At 67.7% G+C, this 25,580-nt stretch carries 24 protein-coding genes; 7 read left to right on the forward strand and 17 right to left on the reverse strand.

Annotated features, from left to right (window positions below):
* Positions 1 to 4: 4 nt before the first annotated feature.
* The 10 genes from rplN to ACF8LI_RS02235 form a co-directional block, all read right to left on the reverse strand.
* Positions 5 to 373: a 50S ribosomal protein L14 gene (rplN, locus tag ACF8LI_RS02190; RefSeq protein WP_016449173.1), complete on the reverse strand. Its 369-nt coding sequence runs from the start codon at positions 371 to 373 to the stop codon at positions 5 to 7.
* Positions 370 to 531: a hypothetical protein gene (locus tag ACF8LI_RS02195; protein WP_016449172.1), complete on the reverse strand. Its 162-nt coding sequence runs from the start codon at positions 529 to 531 to the stop codon at positions 370 to 372. Before ACF8LI_RS02195 ends, rplN begins: the two co-directional genes overlap by 4 nt.
* 359 nt (positions 532 to 890) lie before the next feature.
* Positions 891 to 1,037, reverse strand: a complete 147-nt coding sequence (locus ACF8LI_RS02200) for a hypothetical protein (RefSeq protein WP_191625539.1) — start codon at positions 1,035 to 1,037, stop codon at positions 891 to 893.
* A gap of 14 nt (positions 1,038 to 1,051) precedes the next feature.
* Positions 1,052 to 2,641: an FAD-dependent oxidoreductase gene (locus ACF8LI_RS02205; protein ID WP_392411899.1), complete on the reverse strand. Its 1,590-nt coding sequence runs from the start codon at positions 2,639 to 2,641 to the stop codon at positions 1,052 to 1,054.
* Positions 2,642 to 2,999: 358 nt separating this feature from the next.
* On the reverse strand, positions 3,000 to 4,733 hold the full coding sequence (locus tag ACF8LI_RS02210; protein ID WP_016449170.1) for an ABC transporter substrate-binding protein: 1,734 nt from the start codon (positions 4,731 to 4,733) through the stop codon (positions 3,000 to 3,002).
* 100 nt (positions 4,734 to 4,833) lie between these two features.
* Positions 4,834 to 5,142, reverse strand: a complete 309-nt coding sequence (locus tag ACF8LI_RS02215) for a DUF2160 domain-containing protein (protein WP_016449169.1) — start codon at positions 5,140 to 5,142, stop codon at positions 4,834 to 4,836.
* Positions 5,143 to 5,316: 174 nt separating this feature from the next.
* Complete coding sequence (locus ACF8LI_RS02220) at positions 5,317 to 6,132, reverse strand: carbohydrate ABC transporter permease (RefSeq protein ID WP_013804448.1); 816 nt, start codon at positions 6,130 to 6,132, stop codon at positions 5,317 to 5,319.
* Positions 6,133 to 6,208: 76 nt separating this feature from the next.
* The gene (locus ACF8LI_RS02225) at positions 6,209 to 7,102 is read right to left on the reverse strand and encodes a carbohydrate ABC transporter permease (protein ID WP_016452005.1); all 894 of its coding nucleotides are present in this window, start codon (positions 7,100 to 7,102) and stop codon (positions 6,209 to 6,211) included.
* A complete protein-coding gene (locus tag ACF8LI_RS02230) occupies positions 7,099 to 8,181 on the reverse strand; it encodes an ABC transporter ATP-binding protein (RefSeq protein WP_016449167.1) in 1,083 nt (360 codons plus the stop codon). The genes ACF8LI_RS02225 and ACF8LI_RS02230 overlap by 4 nt, the downstream gene beginning before the upstream one ends.
* A 1-nt stretch (position 8,182) precedes the next feature.
* On the reverse strand, positions 8,183 to 9,262 hold the full coding sequence (locus ACF8LI_RS02235) for an ABC transporter ATP-binding protein (RefSeq protein ID WP_017406111.1): 1,080 nt from the start codon (positions 9,260 to 9,262) through the stop codon (positions 8,183 to 8,185).
* A gap of 277 nt (positions 9,263 to 9,539) precedes the next feature.
* Between ACF8LI_RS02235 and ACF8LI_RS02240 the strand changes: the two genes are divergently transcribed.
* From ACF8LI_RS02240 to ACF8LI_RS02250, 3 genes are all read left to right on the forward strand, one after another.
* Positions 9,540 to 10,304 carry a DeoR/GlpR family DNA-binding transcription regulator gene (locus ACF8LI_RS02240; RefSeq protein WP_016452008.1) on the forward strand — a complete coding sequence of 255 codons (765 nt, stop codon included), beginning with the start codon at positions 9,540 to 9,542 and terminating at the stop codon, positions 10,302 to 10,304.
* A 73-nt stretch (positions 10,305 to 10,377) separates the two neighbouring features.
* A complete protein-coding gene (gene glpK / locus ACF8LI_RS02245; protein WP_392411901.1) occupies positions 10,378 to 11,874 on the forward strand; it encodes a glycerol kinase GlpK in 1,497 nt (498 codons plus the stop codon).
* Positions 11,875 to 11,885: 11 nt separating this feature from the next.
* Entirely contained in the window at positions 11,886 to 13,043 is a 1,158-nt protein-coding gene (locus tag ACF8LI_RS02250; protein WP_392411903.1) for an esterase-like activity of phytase family protein, read from the forward strand.
* A gap of 7 nt (positions 13,044 to 13,050) precedes the next feature.
* Here the strand turns inward: ACF8LI_RS02250 and ACF8LI_RS02255 are convergent, their stop codons facing one another.
* Entirely contained in the window at positions 13,051 to 13,746 is a 696-nt protein-coding gene (locus ACF8LI_RS02255) for a GntR family transcriptional regulator (protein WP_016449162.1), read from the reverse strand.
* 95 nt (positions 13,747 to 13,841) lie between these two features.
* Here ACF8LI_RS02255 and ACF8LI_RS02260 point away from each other — a divergent pair, with 95 nt between their 5' ends.
* From ACF8LI_RS02260 to proC, 4 genes are all read left to right on the forward strand, one after another.
* The gene (locus tag ACF8LI_RS02260; RefSeq protein ID WP_071954198.1) at positions 13,842 to 15,539 is read left to right on the forward strand and encodes a thiamine pyrophosphate-binding protein; all 1,698 of its coding nucleotides are present in this window, start codon (positions 13,842 to 13,844) and stop codon (positions 15,537 to 15,539) included.
* A gap of 65 nt (positions 15,540 to 15,604) precedes the next feature.
* Positions 15,605 to 16,621 (forward strand): tripartite tricarboxylate transporter substrate binding protein, encoded by a 1,017-nt coding sequence (locus ACF8LI_RS02265; RefSeq protein WP_016452013.1) that lies wholly within the window; start codon positions 15,605 to 15,607, stop codon positions 16,619 to 16,621.
* Between the two features lie 38 nt (positions 16,622 to 16,659).
* Positions 16,660 to 17,451: a VOC family protein gene (locus ACF8LI_RS02270; RefSeq protein ID WP_280047574.1), complete on the forward strand. Its 792-nt coding sequence runs from the start codon at positions 16,660 to 16,662 to the stop codon at positions 17,449 to 17,451.
* 32 nt (positions 17,452 to 17,483) lie between these two features.
* Positions 17,484 to 18,323, forward strand: a complete 840-nt coding sequence (gene proC / locus ACF8LI_RS02275; protein ID WP_043789166.1) for a pyrroline-5-carboxylate reductase — start codon at positions 17,484 to 17,486, stop codon at positions 18,321 to 18,323.
* Between the two features lie 74 nt (positions 18,324 to 18,397).
* Here the strand turns inward: proC and ubiA are convergent, their stop codons facing one another.
* The 6 genes from ubiA to recG form a co-directional block, all read right to left on the reverse strand.
* Positions 18,398 to 19,267, reverse strand: a complete 870-nt coding sequence (ubiA, locus tag ACF8LI_RS02280; protein WP_016449157.1) for a 4-hydroxybenzoate octaprenyltransferase — start codon at positions 19,265 to 19,267, stop codon at positions 18,398 to 18,400.
* Positions 19,268 to 19,393: 126 nt separating this feature from the next.
* Positions 19,394 to 20,191, reverse strand: a complete 798-nt coding sequence (locus ACF8LI_RS02285; protein ID WP_016449156.1) for a phosphatase PAP2 family protein — start codon at positions 20,189 to 20,191, stop codon at positions 19,394 to 19,396.
* 50 nt (positions 20,192 to 20,241) lie between these two features.
* A complete protein-coding gene (locus ACF8LI_RS02290) occupies positions 20,242 to 20,829 on the reverse strand; it encodes a Dps family protein (protein ID WP_016449155.1) in 588 nt (195 codons plus the stop codon).
* A 120-nt stretch (positions 20,830 to 20,949) separates the two neighbouring features.
* On the reverse strand, positions 20,950 to 21,915 hold the full coding sequence (locus tag ACF8LI_RS02295; RefSeq protein WP_016449154.1) for a LysR substrate-binding domain-containing protein: 966 nt from the start codon (positions 21,913 to 21,915) through the stop codon (positions 20,950 to 20,952).
* A gap of 226 nt (positions 21,916 to 22,141) precedes the next feature.
* A complete protein-coding gene (locus tag ACF8LI_RS02300; RefSeq protein WP_043789162.1) occupies positions 22,142 to 22,915 on the reverse strand; it encodes an MHYT domain-containing protein in 774 nt (257 codons plus the stop codon).
* 343 nt (positions 22,916 to 23,258) lie between these two features.
* The gene (recG, locus tag ACF8LI_RS02305; RefSeq protein ID WP_392411907.1) at positions 23,259 to 25,523 is read right to left on the reverse strand and encodes an ATP-dependent DNA helicase RecG; all 2,265 of its coding nucleotides are present in this window, start codon (positions 25,521 to 25,523) and stop codon (positions 23,259 to 23,261) included.
* Between the last annotated feature and the right edge of the window lie 57 nt (positions 25,524 to 25,580).

Raw genomic sequence — 25,580 nt, forward strand, 5'->3', positions numbered from 1 at the left:
TCCTTTAGAGAACTTCAGGTGCCAGGGACACGATCTTCATGAACTTTTCGTTGCGCAGTTCACGAGTCACGGGGCCAAAGATGCGGGTGCCGATAGGCTCCAGCTTGGCGTTCAGCAGCACGGCGGCATTGCCGTCGAACTTGACGAGCGAGCCATCAGCGCGGCGAATACCCTTCGCCGTGCGCACCACGACCGCGCTGTAGACCTCGCCTTTTTTGACGCGTCCACGCGGTGCAGCTTCCTTGATGCTCACCTTGATGATGTCACCAACACTCGCATAGCGACGATGAGAACCGCCCAGCACCTTGATGCACTGAACAGACTTCGCGCCGGTGTTGTCGGCAACCTCTAACCGAGATTCTGTTTGGATCATTTCAATATTCCCAACTTGCTCCAGCAAACACCCGACAGCCCCAGAGTCTTCTCAAGGGCCGCGAGCAGCCAGTCAGTCTTGGGCCCGTCGTCCACGCCAAAAACCATTTCTCGGCGCTTCCACTGGGCAGATAACTTCACGATTTTCACGTGAAGCATGGGATTGTCCCAGAAATTCCTTTGCGCGTCAAACCCTTAGCGACTTTTCCCGCCCCTGCCCGGCAGCGTTGCGCAACGCCCACAAGGGTGCCGGCAACCGAGGGGCCGCCCGGGCCTCCCGAGCGGCCCATGCCACCGGAGACGCCCATAAAAAAGCCGAGCCACGCGGGCTCGGCAAAGGGTGGCAGACTCAACGCAATTGTTGGCTGCGGACGGACCGCGCCGACGACGGCACAGACCGCGCAGCGGCTTTGGGGCCACCGCGTCGGGCTTGGGCGCGGCCCTTGCCCTGCGGAAAACGCACTTTCAAGCGCTTTCTTTTTGCTTCCCTCCCTCGTCAGCCTTGTGCTGGCTGCTGTTCACTGGCACTGAAGCTGGGCGCCATGAACCGCATTCTCATTCATAAAACCAATCGAGTACATATATTCATCAATTTTGACAATCATGCGTGGCGCAAGCGTCTTACGCAGAAAGCACAACGCCCTGCGTTGCAGGGCGTTGTGCATGGAGATGGACAGGATCAGGCAGGCAGGTACTGCGCCGCCAGCGGCATGAAGTCCGCCAGGCCGGCGTCGTGTCCCAGCTCCTCCTGGAGGATGGCCGCCACGCGCGGGGCCACTTCGGCGGCCTTGCGCGCATCGAGGAACAGCAGGCGGCTGCGGCGCGCCAGCACGTCTTCCACGGTGCGCGCGTATTCGAAGCGCGCGGCAAAGCGCACCATGGCTTCGTTCAGGCCGTCGGCCAGCCATTCGTCGTTGCCCGGCAACGCCTGCACCGCCGAGGCTTCCGTGCCGTAGGAATGCAGGCCCTGGATCTGGTTCATGCGGTGGTGCACGGCGGACTCGGCCGGGGCGCCGGCCAGCGGCAGGCGGGCCGTGACACCCCCGGGGCGGTGCGGCAGGCGGCCGATGGCAAAGCATTCGGAGAGCACGTCTTCGGCCATGGCGCGGTAGGTGGTCCACTTGCCGCCCGTGACGGTCACCAGGCCGGTGCGGCTGGACATGACGGTGTGCTCGCGGCTGATCTTCTTGGTGTTTTCGCCATCGTCGTCCTGGGGCTTGACCAGCGGGCGCAGGCCCACCCACATGCTGCGCACGTCGGCCAGCGTGGGCTGGCGCGTGAGGTAGCGGCCTGCCTCGGTGAGGATGAAGTCCAGTTCTTCGGGGAAAGGCAGGGGTTCGCGCGCCAGGTCGTTGCGCGGCGTGTCGGTGGTGCCCAGGATGACCTTGCCCAGCCAGGGCACGGCAAAGAGCACGCGGCCATCGGCCGTCTTGGGCACGAGCAGGGCATGGTCGCTGGGCAGGAAGTCGCGGTCCACGACCACGTGCACGCCCTGGCTGGGCGCGACCATGGGCTTGACGGGACGGCCCTGGGCCTCGGCGTCCTGCTGGCGGAACAGGTCCACCCAGGGGCCGGTGGCGTTGACCACGCACTTGGCGCGCAGCGTGAAGCGCTGGCCGGATTCCGAGTCTTCGCAGATCAGGCCGGCGACCTTGCCGCCTTCGTGCAGCAGTTCATGTGCGGGGCAGTAGTTGACCAGCAGCGCGCCCTTGGCAGCGGCCGTGCGGGCCAGCGCCAGCGCCAGTCGGGCATCGTCGAACTGGCCGTCCCAGTATTTGACGCCGCCCTTGAGGCCCTGCTGCCGCACGGTGGGCAGGCACTTCACGGTGCTGGAGCGCGAGAGGAATTCCGTGGCGCCCAGGCCTGCCTTGCCGGCCAGCGCGTCATACATCTTGAGGCCGATGCCATAGAACGGCGTGTCCAGCAGCTTGTAGGACGGCATGACGAAGGCCAGCGGCTGCGCCAGGTGGGGCGCGTTGTGCAGCAGCGTGGTGCGCTCATGCAGCGCTTCCCGCACCAGGGCGATGTTGCCCTGCGCCAGGTAGCGCACGCCGCCATGGACCAGCTTGGTGGCACGCGAGGACGTGCCCTTGGCGAAGTCATGCGACTCCACCAGCACGACCTTGAACCCGCGCGCCGCCGCGTCCAGGGCCACGCCCAGGCCGGTGGCACCGCCGCCGATGATGGCCAGATCGTAGGTTTCAGGCTGGGCCAGGCGTTCCAGCAGGGCGGCGCGGCCGGTGGGCAGAGGGGAAGCAGCGAGGGACATGGATCTTCGACGAAGGAATGTGGGGCAAGTTAACAGGGCGCCATGTAGCCGCCATGTCAGCACCCGGGACGCCACGCCTGCGCCCAATGCGAAGGGGACGGAATCGGGTTTTCCGCTATTTTCGCTCGTTTTTGTATTTTTTTCTTCGCTATCTTTCGTTTTGTGTTTTTGCGACCCCGGAAGCCCCAACGATGGACTGCGATGCCAGCACAGGGCATGCCGTCCAAAACCGGCGCGGCCCAACTCAGGGACGCCGAGCAAGAGCCGCCTCGCGGCGAGGGCGTCGTCCCCCTCCCGCGAAGCGAGAGAGGGCGCCGTGCATACGGGGGAAGGCGCGTCAGCGCCTCAGGGGGTGCTTTTACCGAACTTTTCCGTTTTTCCAGGCATTGAGCAGCGTGTCATACGCAATCGTCTCGCCCTTGGGCTTTTCATTGGCCAGCTTCTTCCACGGCGCCTGCTTGTCGCTGAGCCACTTGGCCGGGTCGCCCTTGGGGTTGAGCTTGGGCGCGCAGTGCGCCATGCCTGCGCGCTGCAGGCGGGCCATGACCTGGTCCATTTCCTCGGCCAGGTTGTCCATGGCGCCCTGGGGCGTCTTCTCGCCGGTGACGGCCTGGGCCACGTTCTTCCACCACAGCTGGGCCAGCTTGGGATAGTCGGGCACGTTGTTGCCAGTGGGCGTCCAGGCCACGCGGGCGGGGCTGCGGTAGAACTCGACCAAGCCGCCGAGCTTGGGCGCCATGTCCGTCATGGCCTTGGAGCGGATGTCGCTTTCGCGGATGGGCGTCAGGCCGACGATGGTCTTCTTGAGACTGGTGGTCTTGGCGGTGACGAACTGCGCGTAGAGCCAGGCGGCGGCCGTGCGGTTGGCGTCATGGTCCTTGAAGAAGGTCCAGCTGCCCACGTCCTGGTAGCCGTTTTGCATGCCGTCCTTCCAGTACGGCCCGTTGGGGCCGGGCGCCATGCGCCATTTGGGCGTGCCGTCGGCATTGACCACGGGCAGGCCGGGCTTGGTCATGTCGGCCGTGAAGGCGGTGTACCAGAAGATCTGCTGCGCGATATGGCCCTGGGCCGGCACGGGGCCGGACTCGCCGAAGGTCATGCCCATGGCTTCCTTGGGCGCATACTTCTTCATCCAGTCCACGTACTTGGTAAGCGCGAACACGGCGGCCGGCGAGTTGGTGGCGCCCCCGCGCGAGACCGAGGCGCCCACGGGCGTGCACTTGTCGTCGGCCACGCGGATGCCCCATTCATCGACGGGCATGCCGTTGGGAATGCCCTTGTCGGCCGCGCCGGCCATGGACAGCCAGGCATCGGTGAAGCGCCAGCCCAGCGAGGGGTCCTTCTTGCCGTAGTCCATGTGGCCGTAGACAGGCTTGCCGTCGATCTGCTTGACGTCGTTGGTGAAGAACTCGGCGATGTCCTCGTAGGCGCTCCAGTTCAGCGGCACGCCCAGCTCGTAGCCGTACTTGGCCTTGAACTTGTCCTTGAGGTCCTTGCGCTCGAAGAGGTCGGCGCGGAACCAGTAGAGGTTGGCGAACTGCTGGTCGGGCAGCTGGTAGAGCTTGCCGTCGGGCGCGGTGGTGAAGCTGGTACCGATGAAGTCCTTGATGTCCAGGCCCGGATTGGTGAAGTCCTTGCCGGCGCCGGCCATGTAGTCGGTCAGGCTCATGATGCGGCCGTAGCGGTAGTGCGTGCCGATCAGGTCGGAGTCGGAGATCCAGCCGTCATAGATGGACTTGCCCGACTGCATCGAGGTCTGCAGCTTCTCGACCACGTCGCCTTCCTGGATCAGGTCGTGCTTGACGGTGATGCCCGTGATCTCGGTGAAGGCCTTGGCCAGCGTCTTGCTCTCGTACTCGTGCGTGGTGATGGTCTCGGAGACCACGGCGATCTCCTTGACGCCCTTGGCCTGCAGCTTCTTGGCCGCCTCGATGAACCACTTCATCTCGGCCATCTGCTGGTCCTTGGACAGCGTGCTGGGCTGGAACTCCGCGTCGATCCACTTCTTGGCTTCCGCCTCTCCGGCCCAGGCCGCCTGCCCCGCCGCCAGCAGGGCCGCCGCGAGGGCGATGGTGTGAAGTCGTTGTTTCATCTGCCGTCTCCTAGATTCTTGCTGTCTCCCCGACATGCACATGCACCAGCGGGCCCCGGGGGAGCTTCGGACCCGGCTGTCGATAAATGGAATGAAGTGATCAGCCTTTGCGCATCACGACGGCCAGCACGAGCATGGACAGCACGAAACTGATCCACACCGAAGGCTCGGCCTCCAGCGAGAACCACTGCGCCATCTTCTCGCCCAGCCCCACCCAGGCCAGATTGACATAGGCCGCCAGCAGCAGCCCGATGAACAGCCGGTCCCCGCGCGTCGTCGCCATCGGCAGCCAGCCCTTGCGCATCACGGTCGGGCTGCGCAACTCCCACAGCGTCATGCCCACCAGCATCAGCACGATGCAACTGAAGAACACCGCCACCGGCAGCGTCCAGGCCATCCAGGAAAACATTGACGAGTCCTTTCAGAAACAAAAACCACTGCCCGTCGAAACTGGCGCGGCCCCAAGCGAGGGACAGCAAGCAAGGGCCGCCCCGCCGCGAGGCTGTCGTCCCCCTCCCCCGCGAAGCGGGTAGAGAGGCGCCGTGCCACGGGGGGAAGGCGCGCAAGCGCCTCAGGGGGTGCCTCACACCCTCCCCATTGCGAACCCCTTGGCGATGTAATGCCGCACGAACCAGATCACGATGGCGCCCGGCACGATGGTCAGCACGCCCGCCGCCGCCAGCGTCGCCCAGTCCATGCCCGAGGCCGAGACGGTGCGCGTCATGGTCGCCACGATGGGCTTGGCGTTCACGCTGGTCAGCGTGCGCGCCAGCAGCAGTTCCACCCAGCTGAACATGAAGCAGAAGAAGGCCGCCACGCCCACGCCGGCCTTGATCAGCGGCAGGAAGATGGTGAGGAAAAAGCGCGGGAAGGAGTAGCCGTCGATATAGGCCGTCTCGTCGATCTCGCGCGGAATGCCGCTCATGAAACCCTCCAGGATCCAGACGGCCAGCGGCACGTTGAACAGCAGGTGGGCCAGGGCCACGGCGATGTGCGTGTCCATCAGGCCCACCGTGGTGTAGAGCTGGAAGAAGGGCAGCAGGAAGACGGCCGGCGGCGTCATGCGGTTGGTCAGCAGCCAGAAGAACACATGCTTGTCGCCCAGGAACTGGTAGCGCGAGAACGCATAGGCCGCCGGCAGCGCCACCGTCAGCGAGATCACGGTGTTGATGGCCACGTAGATCAGGCTGTTGATGTAGCCCGAGTACCAGGAGGCGTCGGTGAAGATGGTTTGGTAGTTGGCCCAGGTGAAATGCTGGGGCCACAACGAGAAGCTCGACAGGATCTCCTCGTTGGTCTTGAAGCTCATGTTGACCATCCAGTAGATGGGCAGCACGGCGAACAGCAGGTAGGCGACGAGGAACAGCGTGCGCTTGTGGAAACGGCGGTCTTCAGTCATGTCCGGCCTCCCGCAGGGCCACCCCAAGGCAGGCCGAGCCCCCTCGAGGAGGCAGTGAACGAAGGGAGCGTGGTGATCATTCTTTTGCCCCTTCCTTGTCTGCCGTGCCCACGCGCTGCATCCAGTTGTAGAGGATGAAGCACAGCAGCAGGATGATGAGGAAATAGATCAGCGAGAAGGCCGCCGCCGGCCCCAGGTCGAACTGGCCCACGGCCTTTTGCGTCAGGTACTGCGACAGGAAGGTGGTCGCATTGCCGGGCCCGCCGCCCGTGAGCACGAAGGGCTCGGTATAGATCATGAAGCTGTCCATGAAGCGCAGCAGCACGGCGATCATCAGCACGCCGCGCATCTTGGGCAGCTGGATGTAGCGGAACACCGCGAACTTGCTGGCGCCGTCGATGCGCGCGGCCTGGTAGTAGGCGTCGGGAATGGAGCGCAGGCCCGCGTAGCACAGCAGGGCCACCAGCGGCGTCCAGTGCCAGACATCCATGACCAGCACGGTGAGCCAGGCATGGGTGGCATTGCCCGTGTAGTTGTAGTCCACGCCCAGCGCGTTGAGCGCCGCGCCCAGCAGTCCGATATCGGCGCGGCCGTAGATCTGCCAGATGGTGCCGACCACGTTCCACGGAATCAGCAGCGACAGCGAGACCACGACCAGCACCGCCGAGGCCTTCCAGCCCTGGGCCGGCATGGACAGGGCCAGGGCGATGCCCAGCGGGATCTCCACCAGCAGCACGGCCAGCGAAAAGCCGATCTGGCGCAGCAGGGCCGAGTGCAGTTCCTCGTCGCGCATGACCTGGGCAAACCATTCCGTGCCCACGAACACGCGCCGGTCGGGACTGATGATGTCCTGCACCGAGTAGTTCACCACCGTCATCAGCGGGATGATGGCCGAGAAGGCCACGCAGATGATGACCGGCAGGATCAGCAGCCAGGCCTTCTGGTTGACGGGCTTGATGGTCTGGCTCATGCCTGCAGCTCCTCGTTGACGTAGTAGCAGGTGTGGGGGCCCTGCAATTGCACCCAGACGGTCTGCCCTGCGGCGGGCAGGAAGGCGTCGGCGCCGCAGCGCAGCTTGAGAAGCCGCTCGCCCAGGCGCGCCACCAGCAGCTGGTGCGTGCCCACATCCTGCACGCGCTCCACCGTGCAGGCCACGGCACCGGGCGCGTCGGCCGAGGCCAGTGCCAGGTACTCGGGGCGTATGCCCAGGCTCAGGGGCAGGCCGGGCGCCACGCTGGCCAGTGCGGCGGGCAGGGACAGGTACTGGCCCTCGGCCAGCAGCCGGCCGCCGTCCTGCTGCAGCGGCACGAAGTTCATGCCCGGCGAGCCGATGAAGTGGCCGACGAAGGCGTGGCTGGGCCGCTCGAAAAGCTGGGCGGGCGTGCCCACCTGCACGGCACGGCCACGCGTCATGACCACGACCTGATCGGCAAAGGTCAGGGCCTCCACCTGGTCGTGCGTCACATAGATCAGCGTGAGCCGCAGCTCGTGGTGGATCTGCTTGAGCTTGCGGCGCAGCTGCCACTTGAGCTGGGGGTCGATCACCGTGAGCGGCTCGTCGAACAGCACGGCCGAGACATCGGGCCGCACCAGGCCCCGGCCCAGCGAGATCTTCTGCTTGGCGTCGGCCGACAGGCCCGCCGCGCGCTGGTCGAGCTGGCCGCTCATCTCCAGCATCTCGGCGATCTGGCCCACGCGGGCGCGGATGCGGTCGGCAGGCATGCGGCGGTTCTTCAGCGGAAAGGCCAGGTTCTCGGCCACGGTCATGGTGTCGTAGATCACCGGGAACTGGAACACCTGGGCAATGTTGCGTTCCTGGGGCGTGGCGCGCGTCATGTCGCGGCCGTCGAACAGCACCTTGCCCTGCGAGGGGACCAGCAGGCCCGACATGATGTTGAGCATGGTGGTCTTGCCGCAGCCCGAGGGGCCGAGCAGCGCATAGGCGCCGCCGTCCTCGAAGACCATGCTCAGCGGCAGCAGCGCATAGTCGCTGTCCTGCTGCGGGTTCGGCTTGTAGGAGTGGGCCAGATCGAGTTCTATGCGGGCCATCTCATCGTCCTCCGGGCCGCGCCGGCGCCAGCAGCAGCGCGCCGTCCGTGCCGAACACGTAGGCATGGGCCGGGTCCAGGTGCAGCGTGACCGCGCTGCCCAGGTCCAGGTGGTGCACGCCCGTGACCTGGGCCACCAGCTCGCCCCAGGGCGTGGTGGCATGCACGAAAGTGTCCGACCCCGAGATCTCGGCCAGTTCCACCACGCCTTGCAGCGCCACATCCCCGGGCCGGGCCTGCAGGCGCAGCGCGCTGGCGCGCAGGCCCAGGGTCAGGGGTCGGGCAACGGCCAGGCCCACCGGCAGCGCCATGGGCAGCCGCGCGCCGCCGGGCAGCTCCAACCCGGTGTCCACGGCCTGCGCGGGCACCAGGTTCATGGGCGGATCGCTGAAGGCCCGCGCCACACGCAGCGAATTGGGTCGGTGGAACACCTCCGCCGTGGGGCCGTACTGCAGCAGCTCCCCCTCGTGCAGCACGGCCGTGTGGCCGCCCAGCAGCAGGGCCTCGCCGGGCTCGGTGGTGGCGTAGACCACGGTGGAGCTGCCGGTGGCGAACAGCTGGGTCAGCTCCTCGCGCAGTTCCTCGCGCAGCTTGTAGTCGAGGTTGACCAGCGGCTCGTCCAGCAGCATCAGCGGAGCGCCCTTGGCCAGCGCCCTCGCCAGGGCCACGCGCTGCTGCTGGCCACCCGACAGCTCGGCCGGATAGCGGTCCAGGAACATCTCTATGTGCAGCCGCTCGGCCAGGGCGCGCACGCGCTGCGCCACGTCGCGATCGCCGCGCAGCTTCAGCGGCGAGGCGATGTTGTCCGCCACCGTGAGCGAGGGATAGTTGATGAACTGCTGGTAGACCATGGCCACGTTGCGCTCGCGCACGGGCATGCCGGTCACATCGACGCCATCGACGCGCACCCGGCCTTCGGTGGGCACGTCCAGGCCGGCCATGATGCGCATCAGGCTGGTCTTGCCGGCCTGCGTGGCGCCCAGCAGCACGGTCACCGCGCGGCTTTCCAGTTCCAGGTGCATGGGGTGCAGCCAGGTCTGGCCGCCCACACGCTTGCTGATTCTCTCCAACACCAGTTCCACGACTGCCCTCTTTTGACGAGGCCGCCACCGGGGCAGCATTTGAACAAGGAGAAAGGCGGGCCTCCAAAGCGCGTTTGAAGGCCCGAACGTCTTCATTTTTGTTCTTTCCGGATCGCAGCCCATCAACACATACCCTAGGTGCTGTTCCTTTTTCTTCGTTTTAAAGTTCCCCAGCCCACGGCTGGCCGCGTCAAATGCGCTATAAACCCGTCGCCCGGCCCGATTGACTGCCCGACCATCCACCCGCCCCCCCGATCGCCCCTCCGATGGATTTGCCGTGAACACCAACCCCCGCCAACTACAGCTGCTGGACGAAGTCCGCAGCCGCCAGTCCACCACGGTGGAGCAGCTGGCCGAGATCCTGGGCGTGACGCTTCAGACCGTGCGCCGCGACATTCAGAAGCTGGCAGATGCCGGGCTGATGGTGCGCTTTCACGGCGGCGTGCGCGTGCCCAGCGCCACGGTCGAGAACCTGGGCCACCCCCAGCGCCAGGTGCTGCATGCCGAAGGCAAGTCGCGCATTGCGCGCGCCGTGGCCGAGGCCATTCCCAACGGCTGCTCGCTGATCCTGAACATCGGCACCACCACCGAGGCCGTGGCCCAGGCCCTGCTCAAGCACCGGGGCCTGCGCGTGATCACCAACAACCTCAACGTGGCGGCCATCCTCAGCTCCAACGCCGACTGCGAAGTCATCGTGGCCGGCGGCGTGGTGCGCACGCGCGACCGGGGCATCGTGGGCGAGGCCGCCGTGGATTTCATACGCCAGTTCAAGGTGGACATCGCCCTGATCGGCATCTCGGCCATCGAGCCCGATGGCAGCCTGCGCGACTTCGACATGCGCGAGGTCAAGGTGGCCCAGACCATCATTGCCCAGTCGCGCGAGGTCTGGCTGGCCGCCGACCACAGCAAGTTCCACCGCCAGGCCATGGTGGAGCTGGCACGCCTGGACCAGATCGACCGCCTGTTCACCGATACCGCGCCCCCTGCGCCCTTCGACGCACTGCTTCGCGAAGCCGAGGTGCAATGCGTGGTGGCGCAATAAGTTTTCCGCAGCCGCTGCGCCACCGCCCGCACAGGACACGCGCACCGGCCCTGCTTTTCCTGGATACCGCACCATGACCTATCTGCTTGCCCTGGACCAGGGCACCTCCAGCTCGCGCAGCATCGTCTTCGACACCCAGGGCCGCATCGTGGCCTCTGCCCAGCTGGAGCTGCCGCAGATCTATCCCCGCCCCGGCTGGGTCGAACACGATCCGCGCGAGATCTGGCGCACCCAGCTGGCCACGGCGCGCGAGGCCCTGGCCAAGGCCGGGCTGGCGGCGGCCGACATCCGCGCCCTGGGCATCACCAACCAGCGCGAGACCACCGTGGTCTGGAACCGCGCCACAGGCCAGCCCCTGCACCACGCCATCGTCTGGCAGGACCGCCGCGCCGAGCCGCTGTGCGCCCAGCTGCGCGAGGCCGGCCATGCCGACACCATCCAGGGCAAGACCGGCCTGCTGATCGACGCCTATTTCTCGGGCACCAAGCTGCGCTGGATCCTGGACAACGTCAATGGCGCACGCGCCGCCGCCGAGCGCGGCGAACTGGCCTTCGGCACCGTGGACAGCTGGCTGATCTGGCAGCTCACGGGCGGACGCCGCCATGTGACCGATGTCTCCAACGCCAGCCGCACCATGCTGTTCAACGTCCACACCAACCAGTGGGACGACGATCTGCTGGCGCTGCTGGAGATTCCGCGCGCGCTGATGCCCGAGGTGCTGCCTTCCGCCGCCGATTTCGGCCGCACGGCAGCCGAGGTGCTGGGCGGCGAGATCGCCATCGGCGGCGTGGCCGGCGACCAGCAAAGCGCCCTCTTCGGCCAGGCCTGCTTTTCCGCCGGCATGGCCAAGAACACCTATGGCACGGGCTGCTTCATGCTCATGCACACAGGCGGCGTGTTCCAGACCTCTGCCAACGGCCTGCTGACCACCGCTGCGGCACAGCCCAGCGCTGCGCCGGCCTATGCGCTGGAAGGCAGCGTCTTCGTGGGCGGCGCCGTGGTCCAGTGGCTGCGCGACGGGCTGCGCGCCATCGAGCACAGCGGCCAGGTGCAGCAACTGGCCGAGAGCGTGCCCGACTCGGGCGGCGTGATGATGGTGCCGGCCTTCACCGGACTGGGCGCCCCCTACTGGAAGCCCGATGCGCGCGGCACCATCACGGGCCTGACGCGCGGCACCACCATGGCCCACATTGCGCGGGCCGCGCTGGAATCCATCGCCTTCCAGAGCGCCGCCCTGCTGCTGGCCATGAGCCGCGACGCGGTGGCCAGCGGCGGCGCGCCGGTGAGCGAACTGCGCGTGGACGGCGGCGCCTGCGTCAACAACCTGCTCATGCAGTTCCAGGCCGACCTGCTGGGCATTCCCGTGGTGCGCCCGGCCTGCGTGGAGACCACGGCCCTGGGCGCGGCCTACCTGGCGGGCCTGTCCTCGGGCATCTACCAGAGCACCGAGGAACTGTCGGCGCTGTGGAAGGCCGAGCGCCGCTTCGTGCCCACGCTGGACAAGCACCGCGCCGACGAGCTGATGGCGCGCTGGGAGCATGCGGTGGCCCAGACCGCGCTGGCGGCCTGAGGCTGACTGTCTTGCGCCGGCTTGCCAGCCTGGTTGCTTGCGGCCTGTGGCTGGCCGGCTGTGCCGCGCCACCGCAGGCGCTGCCGGTCCCGCAGCCCACCGCCTGCGCACGCCTGCAATGGCTGGGCAGTACCACGACTGCGCGCGATGAGCCCATCCATGGCGCCACCACCGGCGGCATCTCGGGCCTGGACTACGACACGCAGCGCGGCGACTACGTGGCCATCAGCGATGACCGCTCGGCGCGCGGGCCCGCACGCTGGATGCGGCTGCGCGTGGAGCAGGTTCCTGCCGGGCAGCGCGCCGGCTCCAATCCCTGGCAGGCGCGGATCACCGAGCTGCACCCGCTGCGCGATGCCCAGGGCCAGCGGCTGCTCCCGCGCCACGCTGCGCCCGCCACCCAGCCCGTGCCCGACCCCGAAGCCATCCGCCTGCTGCCGGACGGCGGCCTGCTGTGGACCGATGAAGGCGACCCGGGCCGGGGCTTTGGCACCTCGCTGGTGAGGACCGACGCCACGGGCCGCCAGATCGCGCGGTGGTTCTACGCATTCAAGGACAAGGACGGCAGGCCGGGCCTGCGCTCGAACTTCGGCTTCGAGGGGCTGGCCGTCACGCCGGACGGACAGCAGGCCTGGCTGGCCCTGGAGGCGCCGCTGCGCCAGGACGGACCGCGCGCCAGCGCCGCCACGGCAGGCGCGCCCGTGCGCATCAGCCTGGTCAGCCTGGACGACGGCCGGCTGCTGCGCCAGATCGCCTACCAGCCCGATGCCGTGCCGGCCGCCAGTTGGGCCCTGCCCCAGCGCGAGGTCAACGGCATCAGCGAAATCCTGCCGGACGGTCCCGACCATCTGCTGGTACTGGAGCGCTCCTACAGCCCGGGCCACGGCTTTGGCGCGCGGCTGTACCGCATCGGCCTGCAAGCGCCCGATACGCTGGCCATGGACAGCTTCATGCGCAACCCGCCGCAGGTGGCAGCCAAGCAGCTGATTGCGGACCTGTCCACGGTTCAGCGAGGGCGGCTGGACAACATGGAGGCCATGGCCTGGGGCCCGCCGCTGCCCGATGGCACGCGCGTGCTGGTGTTCGCCAGCGACGACAACTTCAACCCGGCGCAGGCCAACCAGATCCTGGTCACCGCCTACCGGCCCTCGACGCCCTGCGCCCCCTGAAGGCGCTTCAGGGCGTGGCCTGCACCTGCTCCTGCGGCAGGTAGATGCGCGTCAGACCGCGCGCAATCGCCTCCACGATCTGCTCGCGCCGCAGGCCGATGTGCTCGGCCATCAGGCGTTCGCTGGCCTGGGCGTCGCGGTCGCTCAAGGCCTGCAGGATTTCCAGGTGCTCGTGCTGGGTGGAGGCGCGCCCCACGTTCTCCATGTCGATCCACCGGATGAAGCGGATGCGCTCGTTCAGGCTCACCAGCATGCGCCGCAGCTCGGCATTGCCAGCCATGTCGGCAATGCGCAGATGGAATCCCTCGTCCAGGTCCACCAGCTGCCGCACCGGCGTGTCGGAGGCCACGCGCTGGCTCTGCTCCAGATAGGCCCGCGCCTCGTCGATCTGGGCATCGGTGGCGCGCTCCACGGCCAAGCGCACGCATTCGCGCTCCACGGCCACGCGGGCCTCGTACAGGTCCAGCGACTCCTTCACGTCCAGTTCGCGCCGCATGTAGCCGCGGCTGGCGGGCAGCAGAAAACCGTCGGCCACCAGCCGCGTCAGTGCCTCGCGCACGGGCGTGCGGCTCACGCCCAGGCGCAGGGCCAGTTCGCTCTCGCTCAGGCGCTCGCCCGGTTTGAACTCGTAGGAAATGGCCATGTCACGCAGCGTGCTGTAGACGCTGGAGCCCCGTTCGTGGCGGATGTTGGAGATTTTCATGGCGCCATTGTGCCCTCTGGCGCTTTGGATACTTTTAAGTATACTGAAATGGATTCTTAAAAACCCCTCATCCAACCTGCCCGGAGACTCCCGACATGACCACCGCTTTCAATGGCGCCGACGCCATGGTCCGCATGCTTCAGCTCAACGGCGTCAAGCACATCTTCGGCCTGTGCGGCGACACCAGCCTGCCCTTCTACGACGCCATGGCGCGGCTGGACCACGGCATGGACCACATCCTCACGCGGGACGAGCGCAGCGCCGGCTACATGGCCGACGCCTATGCGCGCGTCACCGGCAAGGTGGGCGTGTGCGAAGGCCCCAGCGGCGGCGGCGCCACCTACCTGCTGCCCGGCCTGGCCGAGGCCAACGAGTCCTCGGTGCCCGTGCTGGGCATCACCTCGGACGTTTCCGTGGGCGCGCGTGGCAAGTTCCCGCTGACCGAACTGGACCAGCAGGCGCTGTACAGGCCGCTGACCAAGTGGAATACCACCATCGACCGCGTGGACCAGATTCCGCATGCCGTGCGCAGCGCCTTTCGCGCCATGACCACGGGCCGGCCCGGCGCCACCCATATCTGCCTGCCCTATGACGTGCAAAAGCACACGCTGGATCCGGCCGATGTCTGGGCCCAGCCAGGGCATGACCACTATCCGGCCTACCGGTCCGCCCCCGATCCGGCGGCCGTGGCCGAGGCTGCCGACCGTCTGGTGGCGGCCCGCTGCCCCGTGCTGATCTGCGGCGGCGGCGTGCTCATCGCGGGCGCCAGCGCCGCGCTGGATGCGCTGGCCACCCTGCTCAACGCGCCCGTGTGCTCCAGCGTCAGCGGCCAGGGCAGTCTTGCCGGCAGCCATCCGCTCAATGCCGGCGTGGTGGGCACCAATGGCGGCGTCGAGGCCACGCGCGCCGTGGTGGCGCAGGCCGATCTGGTGATGTTCATCGGCGCACGCGCCGGCTCCACTACCACCGAGCACTGGCAGATGCCCTCGCGCAAGGTGACCATCGTCCATCTGGACGTGGACGCCATGACCATAGGCACCAACTACCGCACCGACGTGGCCCTGGTGGGCGACGCCCTGCTGGGTCTGCAGGCGCTGCACGCAGCCGTGCAGCAGCGCATCGCCCGCCGCCCCGCCGATGCCGCGGACGGCGCCGCGCTGGCGGCCACCGCGCGCGCCGCCAAGCAGGCCTTCTTCGCGCCGCTGGCCGCCTCGCTGGAGCGCCCCATCAAGCCCGAGCGCGTGGTGGACACGCTCAACCGCCTGCTGCCCGCGCGCGCCATCGTGGTGGCCGACCCCGGCACGCCCTGCCCCTACTTCACGGCCTATTTCGACGCGCCCCAGGCCGGCCGGCACTTCATCACCAACCGCGCGCACGGGGCGCTGGGCTTTGCCATGTCCGCCGGCTTTGGCGCAGCCATCGGCCAGCCCGATTCCGTGGTCGTCGCGGTCATGGGCGACGGCAGTTTCGGCTTCACCTGCGGCGAGCTGGAAACCATCGTGCGCCGCAACGTGCCGCTGAAGATGATCGTGTTCTCCAACAGCGTGTTCGGCTGGATCAAGGCCAGCCAGAAGTCCGGCTACGATGAACGCTACTTCTCCGTCGACTTCAACCGCACCCACCATGCCCGCGTGGCCGAGGCCTTCGGCGTCAAGGCATGGCAGGTGCATGACCCGGCAGACCTCGAGGCCGCGCTCAAGGCTGCGCTGATGCACGACGGCCCGGCGCTGGTGGATGTGATCTCGCAAGAGCTCCAGGACACGGCCGTGCCGGTGAGCCAATGGATGGGTTGACGCCAGGCCCCACGCACAGACCCCCTCTCCCCTCTGCCCGTCAATGCGCTTGAAAAGGAGTTTCCATGCCCTGCCGCCCTTCACGCAGCCCTACACGCAGCCCTTCACGCCACCTCTACCGCCGCCAGCTGCTGCTGGCCATGGCCGCCGCATCCCTGCTGGGGCCGGCGGGCACGGCGTTCGCGCAGGGTGCCGCCCCGCTCAAGCTGGTCATCACCTTCCCGCCAGGGGGCAGCACCGACATCGCCGCGCGCATACTGCAGCCGCGCCTGGGCGAGGTGGCCGGGCGGTCGGTGATCGTCGAGAACCGCCCCGGCGCCGCCAGCCAGATCGCCACCCAGTACGTGGCCAAGTCGGCCCCGGACGGCAACACCCTGCTGTTCAGCTTCGACACCCATGCCATCAATCCCATCGCCAAGTCCCGGCTGCCCTACGACACCTTCAAGGACTTCACGGGCGTGTCGCTGGCGCTTCGCTTTCCGCTGGTGATCGGCGCTTCGGCCTCGGTGCCCGCCAAGGACCTGGCCGGCTTCCTGGAGCTGGCGCGCCGCAACCCGGGCAAATACAGCTACGCATCGACCGGCCTGGGGTCCATGAACCACCTGGTGATGGAGGACATCAAGCGCCGCTCGGGCACCTACGTGCTGCACGTGCCCTACGGCGGCGGCGGCCCGGCCGTGCAGGCCGTGCTGGGCAATGTGTCCGACCTCACGCTGCTCAGCTACGCGGCGCTGCGCGGCCAGATTTCGGCGGGCAAGATCAAGCCGCTGGCGGTGACCGGCCTCAAGCGCCTGCCCGAGCTGCCCGACGTTCCCACCGTGGCCGAATCGGGCTTTGCGGGCTTCGAGGCCTATTCGTGGATCGGCGTCTTCGCGCCTTCCGCCACGCCGGCCGCCACGGTGCACAAGCTCACCGAAGACTTCCAGGCCACGCTGAACACGCCCGACATCCGCAGCAAGCTCATGCAGTCGGGCTTCGAAGTCATGGCCACGGACGGACCCGCCCTCGACCGCTGGGTGCGCCAGGAATATGAGCGCTGGGGCCGCTTCGTGCGGGACAACAAGATCCAGCTAGAAGACTGAGAATCCGGACGGCACCCCCTTACAACACAGGAGCATTCATGGCACTTCCGCTGGACCACATCGTCATCGCCGTGCAGGACCTCGAGGCCGCCGTGGCGGACTACCGCGCGCTGGGCTTCCAGGTCGTCATCGGCGGCCGCCATCCGGGCCGCACCTCGCACAACGCACTGGTCGTCTTTGCCGATGGCGCCTACCTGGAGATCATTGCCTGGACCTCCCCGGCGCCCGAAGAGCGCTGGTACCGCACGCTGCGCGACCATGGCGAAGGGCTGGTGGACTTCGCCCTGCTGCCCCAAAGCACCTCCCAGGCCCTGGCCGAGGCGCGCGGGCGGGGGCTGGATACCCTGATCGGCCCCGTGGACGGAGGCCGCGTGCGCCCCGATGGCGCGCAACTGCTGTGGCAGACGGCGCGCCACGCCACGCCCGACCTGCCCTTCCTGTGCGGCGACGTCACGCCGCGCGCGCTGCGCGTGCCCGAAGGCAGCGTGCGCGAGCATCCCAACGGCGCGCTGGGCGTAGCCTCGCTGACCGTCGCCGTGCACGACCTGGACGCCAGCCTGGACCGCTACCGGGCGCTGCTGGGCCCGGGCCTGCCGCTGGAGAAGCTGGACAACCAGGGCGCACGGCTGGCATTGCCGGGGTTCGACCTGCTGCTGCAAGACGTGCAGGCACTGGCGGCCTGCGACGCACTGCGCCAGCGCCTTGCCACGCGCGGAGAGGGCCCTTGCGCGCTCACCCTGCGCCAGCGGCCCGGCGCCCCGGCGCAGCCCCTGGACCTGGCCGCCAGCCATGGCGTGGACATGCGCTGGCACGGTGGGAACACGCTCTAAACTCTTCGTTTTCCTTCTCCACCGCCACCAGCATGAACACCGTTTCCACAGCCTCCCCTGTCATCGCCTTCATCGGTGGCGGCAACATGGCCAGCGCCATCATCGGCGGACTGATCGGCCAGGGCCAATCCGCAGACCGCATCGTCGTCGTCGAACCCTTCGAGGCTGCACGCGACGCGCTGCGCACGAACTTCGGCATCACGGCCCATGCCGATGCCGCGGCCGCCGCCAGCGCGCTGGACGGTGCCGGCATCGTGGTCTGGGCCGTCAAGCCCCAGACCTTCAAGGAAGCCGCCCAGGCCGTGGCGCCGCACACCGCCCAGGCCCTGCACCTGAGCGTGGCCGCCGGCATTCCCACGGACGCCATCGCCCAGTGGCTGGGCACGGGCCGCATCGTGCGCGCCATGCCCAACACGCCGGCCCTGGTGGGCAAGGGCATGACGGGCCTGTTCGCCCGCGCCCAGGTCGATGCCGCAGGCAAGAGCGCCATCGAGCAGGTGGTGGCCACCACGGGCCAGTTCGTCTGGGTCGACCAGGAAGCGCACCTGGACGCCGTGACCGCCCTGTCGGGCTCGGGCCCGGCCTATGTCTTCCTGTTCCTGGAAGCCATGACACAGGCTGGCGTTGACATGGGCCTCACGGCCGAGCAGTCCTACCGCCTGGGCGTGGCCACCTTCCAGGGCGCCTCGGAGCTGGCCGCCCGCTCCAGCGAAAGCGCCGACGTGCTGCGCCAGCGCGTCACCAGCAAAGGAGGCACCACCCACGCCGCCATCACGCACCTGCAGGCGCAGCAGGTGCCCGAGCATTTCGTGGCCGCCATGCGGGCGGCGGAAACACGGGCCAAGGAGCTGGCCGCCGAATTCGGCCGCTGAGCCCGGCGCAGCGCGCCCCAGGCACCATGCAAAAGGGAGGCACCGGCCTCCCTTGTTTTTTCAGCGCTGAGCCCTCAGCGCAGCGCAAACCCCAGCGCCACACCCGCGAACAGACTGGCACCGATCCAGTGGCTCTTGCTGAATGCCACGAAGCAGCCTTCGCGCGTGCGGTGGCGGATCAGGGTGAAGTGCCAGATCACCTGGGCCGCAGCCACGGCCAGGCCCAGCCAGAAAGGCCAGGCCAGGCCGAAGGGTGCCAACGCCCAGACCGTGAGCAGACCGCAGAGCACGAAGAAACCCATGACGGCCACCACGTCGAAGCGGCCCAGGGTGATGGCCGAGGTCTTCATGCCGATCTTGAGGTCATCGTCGCGGTCCACCATGGCGTATTCGGTGTCATAGGCCAGCACCAGGAACATGTTGGCCAACCACAGAATCCAGGCCGTGGCGGGCACCTGCCCCTGTACGGCGGCGAAGGCGATGACGATGCCGAAGTTGAAGGCAATGCCCAGGAAGGCCTGGGGCATGGCGAAGAAGCGCTTGGTGAACGGGTAGAGGATGGTGAACAGCACGGCGGGCACGGACCAGGCCACGGCCTCCCAGCGCGTGGTCAGCACCAGGCCCAGCGAGACCAGGGCCAGGGCCGCGCCCAGCAGCGCGGCCTCCTTCACCGAGACCAGTCCCGAGGTGATGGGGCGCTGCGTGGTGCGCTTGACGTGGCGGTCGAAGTCGCGGTCGGCGATGTCGTTGATGCAGCAGCCGGCGCTGCGCATCAGCACCGTGCCCAGCACGAAGACCACCAGCAGATGCCAGCCCGGAAACCCGCCCGCCGCCACCCACAGTGCGGCCAGCGTGGGCCAGACCAGGACCAGCCAGCCGGCCGGCCGGTTGAAGCGGACCAGGTCCAGGTAGAGCGACAGTTTGCTGCGCCGGGGCGCAGGCATGGGCGTAGAGGAGGAGGTAGGCATGGCGTCTGGGCGCCGATGGCGGCCGTGGGCCGACCATCGCACGCATCACATTCGAAAATGCCCGCATTGTCGCCGCTGGGCGGGCGGGCTCGGCGGCGCGCCTCAGCCGCGCCTGCCGGCAACGCGGGTTTGCGCCCACTCCACGGCACAGATCACCAGCGCCATCCAGGCCAGGCCCAGCAGCCAGCCAGCCAGCACATCGCTGGCATAGTGCACGCGCAGCACGACGCGGCTGGCCCCCACGCCCAGGGCAACGGCCAGGGCCGCCAGGCCCACGCACCAGCGCCAGGCAGGCCGCAGGTACGGCAGCAGCAGCCAGGCCAGCATCAGATAGAGCACGAAGGTGCCGGCGCTGTGGCCGCTGGGGAAGCTGAAGCCGCCCTCGGGCACCCAGCCGCCCACGGGGCGCGGGCGGCCCACGCTGGTCTTGATGGCGCGTATCCACAGGCCGACTCCCGCCGTGGCCACCACCCAGGCGGCCGCATGCAGCCAGTCGCGGCGCCACAGCAGCAGCGCCAGCACGGCAACAGACAGCGACACCATCCAGCCCACATGGCCCAGCTGGGTGAAGGCGACCACGGGGCGCACCCAGGCATCGGTGGCATGGCCAGCAAGCCACTGGTGCAGGGCATCGTCCAGCACCGGCCAGTCGGTGCAGGAGTCGCAGCCTGCGGGCTGGCCCAGGCCCAGCATGTCTCGCACCATCACGCCCAGGGCCAGCGCGGCCAGCAGGCCCGCCGCAACCAGGCCCTGCCATGCGGCGCGTGGCATCGGCAGGCCTGCATGGCGCAGCCGCGCGGCGGCGGGCAGGCGCAGGTAGAAAAAAAGGCCGCCCAAGGCGGCCAGTACCAGGCACAGGCCGCTCGTGGCGGCGTGTGCGTCAATCCAGGTCCGGAGCATGCGCGGTCATCACTCCCGGGCCGTGGCAGGTGCTTGGGACATGTGCAGCATCACTCTTCAAGCAGGGCACGCAGCATCCAGGCGGTCTGCTCATGCACGGTCAGGCGCTGGGTCAGCAGGTCGGCCGTGGGCTCGTCGCTGGCCTTGTCGGCCAGCGGGAAGAGGCTGCGCGCCGTGCGTGCCACGGCTTCATGGCCTGCCACCAGGATGCGCACCATCTCCAGGGCCTTGGGCGGATCGTGGGGCACGTCGGCCAGACTGGTGAGCTTGCCGAAGTCGGCATAGGAACCCGGTGCGAAATGGCCCAGGGCGCGGATGCGCTCGGCGATGGGATCAACGGCGTTCCACAGTTCCGTGTACTGCCCCATGAACATGGTGTGCAGTGTGTTGAACATCGGGCCCGTGACGTTCCAGTGGAAGTTGTGCGTTGTCAGATAGAGCGTGTAGGTGTCGGCCAGCAGGGCCGACAGGCCCTTGGAGATGGCGGCACGGTCCTTGTCGCTGATGCCGATGTGGATGGCGCTGGAGCGCACGGACACCGGTGCGACATCGGCCGTTGCTGCCTGCACGGTCTTGGCGGCCTGCACGGCCTCTGGCTTCTTTGCACCGGACTTGTCTTTGCTGGCATTTTTGGCCATGGGATCCCTTTCAACTTCGTACGGATGGAATATGCCCCGGGCAGACCGCCCGGAGACCGAAAGCAACGATAACGCAAGCGCGGTGGCCCTGGAGGCACGGCCCGCGCAGCGGTGCAGTCATCAGGACAGGCGTTTGACGCCGGGCAAGGCGCAGGCGTAGACCGCGTTGCGCAGGGCGGCGATGGCCTCGTAGCGCGTGAAGCTGCGGCGCCAGGCCAGGACCACGCGGCGCGTGGGCGGGGCCGAGCCGTCGTCCTCGAGGATGGGCAGGTAGCGGATGTGCGGCTCGTCGGTCTTGCGGCGGCGCGCCGTGGTCTCCAGCGCATCGGCGGGCACGGACAGGCGCGGCACCAGGGTCACGCCCATGCCGGCGGCCACCATGTGCTTGATGGTCTCCAGCGACGAACCTTCGAAGGTGCGGCGAATGCCTTCGGCATTGCTGGCATAGCGTGCGAACTCGGGGCAGACCTGGAGCACATGGTCGCGGAAGCAGTGGCCCGAGCCCAGCAGCAGCATGGTCTCGTTCTTGAGATCGCTGGTGGAGACATGGTCCTTCTGGGCCAGCGCATGGGTGCTGGGCACGGCAGCCATGAAGGGCTCGTCATACAGCGGCGCCAGCGCCAGGCCGGTGTCGGGGAAGGGCTCGGCGACGATGGCGCAGTCGATCTCGCCCGTGCGCAGCATCTCCAGCAGCTTGATGGTGTAATTCTCCTGCAGCATCAGCGGCATCTGCGGCGTGCGCAGGATGGAGTTGCGCACCAGATCGGGCAGCAGGTAGGGGCCGATGGTGTAGATCACGCCCAGCGTGAGCACGCCCGACAGCGGGTCCTTGCCGCGCTTGGCGATTTCCTTGATCTCGGCGGCCTGCTCCAGCACGCTTTGCGCCTGCCGGATGATCTCCTCTCCCAGCGACGTGACCGACACTTCGCCGGCACTGCGCTCGAAGAGCTTGACATCGAGCTCCTCCTCCAGCTTTTTGATCGCCACGGACAACGTGGGCTGGGACACATAACAGGCTTCGGCGGCGCGGCCAAAATGCTTTTCACGTGCCACGGCCACGATGTATTTGAGTTCGGTAAGTGTCATTGGCGAGCTGTGTCTGGGAGGGAACCTCGGGAAATACGATGGTCTTAGACCTGGAACCTGGGCCGAAACCTTTGTGCAACCAGGCCTTGCGGCCCGGTTGCCGGGGTGCTCCCCTCAAAAGTTCCTGTGCAGACTCTAGGATTTGTCCTATTTCGATTGTGCCAGTCCTCGTCCACGCATGACCACTGCGCGCTCCCCGACCTGCCGGCTTTTTGCATTTATCCACCTAGTGCAGCGGCCGGCGCATCCGGTCGCGCTGCTGCATGAGCTGGTCCATGCCTATCAATGCTGCCAGGCCTATGGCCACGATCACGGTAAAGACGGGAAGGTCCAAAGCGCTGATCACGGCAAAACCTTGCGGCCGAGCATACCGCTGTGTCTCGGAAATGCATACAAAGTCTGCTGCGGCCATGCCCGTGTAATGCATGGAGCATACTGCCGCCCCCATCACGGCAGCCGCCAGCGCCCGCATGCCCAGCGAGCCGGTGCGAAACGACAGCCAAAGAGCGGCGCTGGCCGCCACCACGGCAATGGCCACGGACAGCACCACGGTGGGAACGGACCAGACGATGAAGCCGGGAAAGCGCATGCCGTACATGCCCAGGTAATGCATGAAGGCCACGCCCAGGCCCAGCAGGGTGCCGGCGCCCAGCACGCGCAACCCGCTTTCGGGCCGCCGCGCGACAAAGGCCAGCGCCACCGAGGTCGCAGCGACGGCAGCCACCAGGGACACCAGGGTTTCGACCATGGAGTAGCCCGAGCCCATGCCCAGGTTCAGCGCCAGCATGCCCGTGAAATGCATGGACCACACGCCTATGCCGCCCAGCGCCGTGCCGGCCGCCAGCAGATTCAGCCAGCTGATTCCCGTGCGCCCGCGAATGCGCTGCGCCGCCGTGAGGGCCACGAAGGAGCCCAGCACGGCAATGCCATAGGACAGGGCCACCAGGCCCATGCGCCAGGAGGTCTCGACGAGTTCATTCGCTTGAACGGCTTCATTCATGTGGACGGCTCCTCATTCTCAGAAAGATGGGACAACACAAGAGTGATCACGGCCGTCCTCCCCGTGGGGAAGCGTGGGGAGGAGTGGCAGGCCATCCCCTCCCGGATGGACCTACCCTGTTTTTTGCGACTCAATGTACCAAAATGTCACAAATACTCAATGCCGTCGCCGCGCGCAGATGTCACCGCCAGGACCGCATGAAGCGCTCCCTACCGACAGCTACAACGCACACGCAAACCTTGCCTGGCGCGGGCTGCAGGCCTGCGGAGCAGGCCGCCACCGGGCAGCGCCCGTGCGCGTAAAAATACGTAACAGAAACATCCCGCAAGCGGGGGCCGGCCCATCAGGCCTTGAGGAATTCGGCCTTGCCGCCCAACCAGCGGTCCACATGCCGCTGGGCCAGTTGCGGGTGCTGCTCCAGCATGCGAGGCGCCAGCTCGCGGGCCCAGTCGAGCAGCATCAGGTCCTGCTCCAGATCGGCAAAGCGCAGCATGGGAGCGCCTGATTGGCGCGCACCCAGGAATTCGCCCGGACCGCGAATCTCCAGGTCGCGCCGCGCGATCTCGAAGCCGTCGTTGGTTTCGGCCATGGCACGCAGCCGGTCCTTGGCCGTCTCGCCCAGGCGGCCGCTGTCTCCCACCGAATACAGCAGCACGCAGGCCGAAGCTGCAGCGCCCCGTCCCACGCGCCCGCGCAGCTGGTGCAGCTGCGACAGGCCAAAGCGCTCCGCATGCTCGATCACCATGAGCGAGGCATTGGGCACATCCACGCCCACTTCGATCACCGTGGTGGAGACCAGCACGCCCATGACGCCGGCCGAGAACAGCTCCATCACCGCCTTCTTCTCGGCCGTGGGCATGCGCGAATGCAGCAGGCCGACCATGACATCGGGCAGCATCTCGCTGAGGTAGGCGTGGGTGGCCGTGGCGTTGGACAGGTCCAGCGCCTCGCTTTCCTCGATCAGCGGACACACCCAGTAGACCTGGCGCCCCTGGGCGACCTGGGCGCCGATGCGTTCGATGACTTCGTCCTTGCGGCTGTCGGCAATGAGCTTGGTGACGATGGGCGTACGCCCAGGCGGCAGCTCGTCGATGGTGGAGACATCCAGGTCGGCGTAGTAGCTCATGGCCAGGGTGCGCGGGATCGGGGTGGCGCTCATCATCAGCAGATGGGGCTCCATGCCCGAGGCTGCGAGTTTCTGGCGCAGCGCCAGCCGCTGGGCCACGCCGAAGCGGTGCTGCTCGTCGATGACGGCCAGCGCCAGGTTCTTGAACTCCACCTGGTCCTGGATGACGGCATGCGTGCCCACCACCAGGGCCGCCTCGCCGCTGCGGACCAGCTCCAGCATGGCGGTGCGCTCCTTCTTCTTCTGCGCGCCGGCCAGCCAGGCCACGCGCTTGCCCAGCGGAGCCAGCAGCGGCTCCAGCCAGCCGACCAGCTTGCCGAAATGCTGCTCGGCCAGGATTTCGGTGGGCGCCATCAGCGCGCACTGCCAGCCGGCCTCGATGCAGGCCACGGCCGACAGCGCCGCCACCACCGTCTTGCCCGATCCCACATCGCCCTGCAGCAGCCGGTGCATGGGCATGCGGCGCTGCATGTCGGCGAGGATCTCGCCCACCACGCGCTGCTGGGCACCGGTCAGGCCAAAGGGCAACTGGTCGAGAAACTGGCGCGTCAGTCCCTGGGCGCTGTCCATGGGCAATGCGCGCAGCACGGGCGCCCTGAGCCGCGCGCGCTCGCGCTTGGCCTCGTATTGCGACAGTTGCTGGGCCAGCAGTTCCTCGGCCTTCAGGCGCTGCCAGGCCGGATGCGAATGGTCTTCCAGCGTGGCCAGGGCCACATCGGGCGTGGGATGGTGCAGGAACTGCAGCGCGTCACGCAGGCTGAACAGCGGCGGCAGCCCGCCGTTGCCGTGGAAATGGGCCACGGGCGGGTGCTCTCCTGCGGGCAGCGTATCGGAGAGGTCGGCCCGCAGCATCGCCGTGGCCGCTGCGCGGCGGATATAGGCCTGGGGCAGTCCTGCCGCCACCGGATAGACGGGCGTGAGCGCCGTGGGCAGATCCCCCCCGGCCGCGCGGAACGCGGGGTGCAGCATCTGCCGTCCCCAAAAGCCGCCCTTGACCTCGCCGCGTATGCGCAGCCGCGCGCCCACGGACAGGGTTTTCTGGTGCGAAGGGTAGAAGCTGAAGAAGGTCAGCACGCATTCGGCCGTGCCGTCGTCCACCGTGACCTTGAGCATGCGGCGAGGGCGCAGCTGCACTTCGCTGTGGGTGACCGTGGCCTCGATCTGCACCGTATCGCCTTCGCGCGCATTGCGCAGCGCGGTGATGCGGGTCTCGTCCTCATAGCGCAGCGGCAGGTGCAGCGCCAGGTCGATGTCGCGCACCAGGCCCATTTTCTGCAGCGCCTTCTGCGCGGGACTGGCGGCAGGCCTGGCGGCGGGCTGTGCAGGCGAGGCGGCCTTGTCGCCCGAAGTGGCAGAGGCCTTGCCGGCCTTCCTGGCGCCGCCCTTGCCTGCGCCAGCCTTTGCCTTGCCGGCGCGCGCGGCCTTGCCACCAGGGGCGTCGCGCCCCAGGTCGGGAAAGGCAGAGGAGACGTTCAGGGGCATGGGCTTTCCTGTTTCAGAACATGCGCGTTGGCTTGCAGCATAGTGTATGAATATACA

Source organism: Delftia sp. WSY_12, from assembly GCF_043104645.1.
Classification (GTDB): domain Bacteria; phylum Pseudomonadota; class Gammaproteobacteria; order Burkholderiales; family Burkholderiaceae_C; genus Comamonas; species Comamonas tsuruhatensis.

Bases quoted from the DNA above. Each gene is read 5' to 3' on its own strand.
- rplN (WP_016449173.1), bottom strand. From the start codon at position 373: ATGATCCAAACAGAATCTCGGTTAGAGGTTGCCGACAACACCGGCGCG.
- ACF8LI_RS02195 (WP_016449172.1), bottom strand. From the start codon at position 531: ATGCTTCACGTGAAAATCGTGAAGTTATCTGCCCAGTGGAAGCGCCGA.
- ACF8LI_RS02200 (WP_191625539.1), bottom strand. From the start codon at position 1,037: ATGCACAACGCCCTGCAACGCAGGGCGTTGTGCTTTCTGCGTAAGACG.
- ACF8LI_RS02205 (WP_392411899.1), bottom strand. From the start codon at position 2,641: ATGTCCCTCGCTGCTTCCCCTCTGCCCACCGGCCGCGCCGCCCTGCTG.
- ACF8LI_RS02210 (WP_016449170.1), bottom strand. From the start codon at position 4,733: ATGAAACAACGACTTCACACCATCGCCCTCGCGGCGGCCCTGCTGGCG.
- ACF8LI_RS02215 (WP_016449169.1), bottom strand. From the start codon at position 5,142: ATGTTTTCCTGGATGGCCTGGACGCTGCCGGTGGCGGTGTTCTTCAGT.
- ACF8LI_RS02220 (WP_013804448.1), bottom strand. From the start codon at position 6,132: ATGACTGAAGACCGCCGTTTCCACAAGCGCACGCTGTTCCTCGTCGCC.
- ACF8LI_RS02225 (WP_016452005.1), bottom strand. From the start codon at position 7,102: ATGAGCCAGACCATCAAGCCCGTCAACCAGAAGGCCTGGCTGCTGATC.
- ACF8LI_RS02230 (WP_016449167.1), bottom strand. From the start codon at position 8,181: ATGGCCCGCATAGAACTCGATCTGGCCCACTCCTACAAGCCGAACCCG.
- glpK (WP_392411901.1), top strand. From the start codon at position 10,378: ATGACCTATCTGCTTGCCCTGGACCAGGGCACCTCCAGCTCGCGCAGC.
- ACF8LI_RS02255 (WP_016449162.1), bottom strand. From the start codon at position 13,746: ATGAAAATCTCCAACATCCGCCACGAACGGGGCTCCAGCGTCTACAGC.
- ACF8LI_RS02260 (WP_071954198.1), top strand. From the start codon at position 13,842: ATGACCACCGCTTTCAATGGCGCCGACGCCATGGTCCGCATGCTTCAG.
- ACF8LI_RS02265 (WP_016452013.1), top strand. From the start codon at position 15,605: ATGCCCTGCCGCCCTTCACGCAGCCCTACACGCAGCCCTTCACGCCAC.
- ACF8LI_RS02270 (WP_280047574.1), top strand. From the start codon at position 16,660: ATGGCACTTCCGCTGGACCACATCGTCATCGCCGTGCAGGACCTCGAG.
- proC (WP_043789166.1), top strand. From the start codon at position 17,484: ATGAACACCGTTTCCACAGCCTCCCCTGTCATCGCCTTCATCGGTGGC.
- ubiA (WP_016449157.1), bottom strand. From the start codon at position 19,267: ATGCCTGCGCCCCGGCGCAGCAAACTGTCGCTCTACCTGGACCTGGTC.
- ACF8LI_RS02285 (WP_016449156.1), bottom strand. From the start codon at position 20,191: ATGCTCCGGACCTGGATTGACGCACACGCCGCCACGAGCGGCCTGTGC.
- ACF8LI_RS02290 (WP_016449155.1), bottom strand. From the start codon at position 20,829: ATGGCCAAAAATGCCAGCAAAGACAAGTCCGGTGCAAAGAAGCCAGAG.
- ACF8LI_RS02295 (WP_016449154.1), bottom strand. From the start codon at position 21,915: ATGACACTTACCGAACTCAAATACATCGTGGCCGTGGCACGTGAAAAG.
- ACF8LI_RS02300 (WP_043789162.1), bottom strand. From the start codon at position 22,915: ATGAATGAAGCCGTTCAAGCGAATGAACTCGTCGAGACCTCCTGGCGC.
- recG (WP_392411907.1), bottom strand. From the start codon at position 25,523: ATGCCCCTGAACGTCTCCTCTGCCTTTCCCGACCTGGGGCGCGACGCC.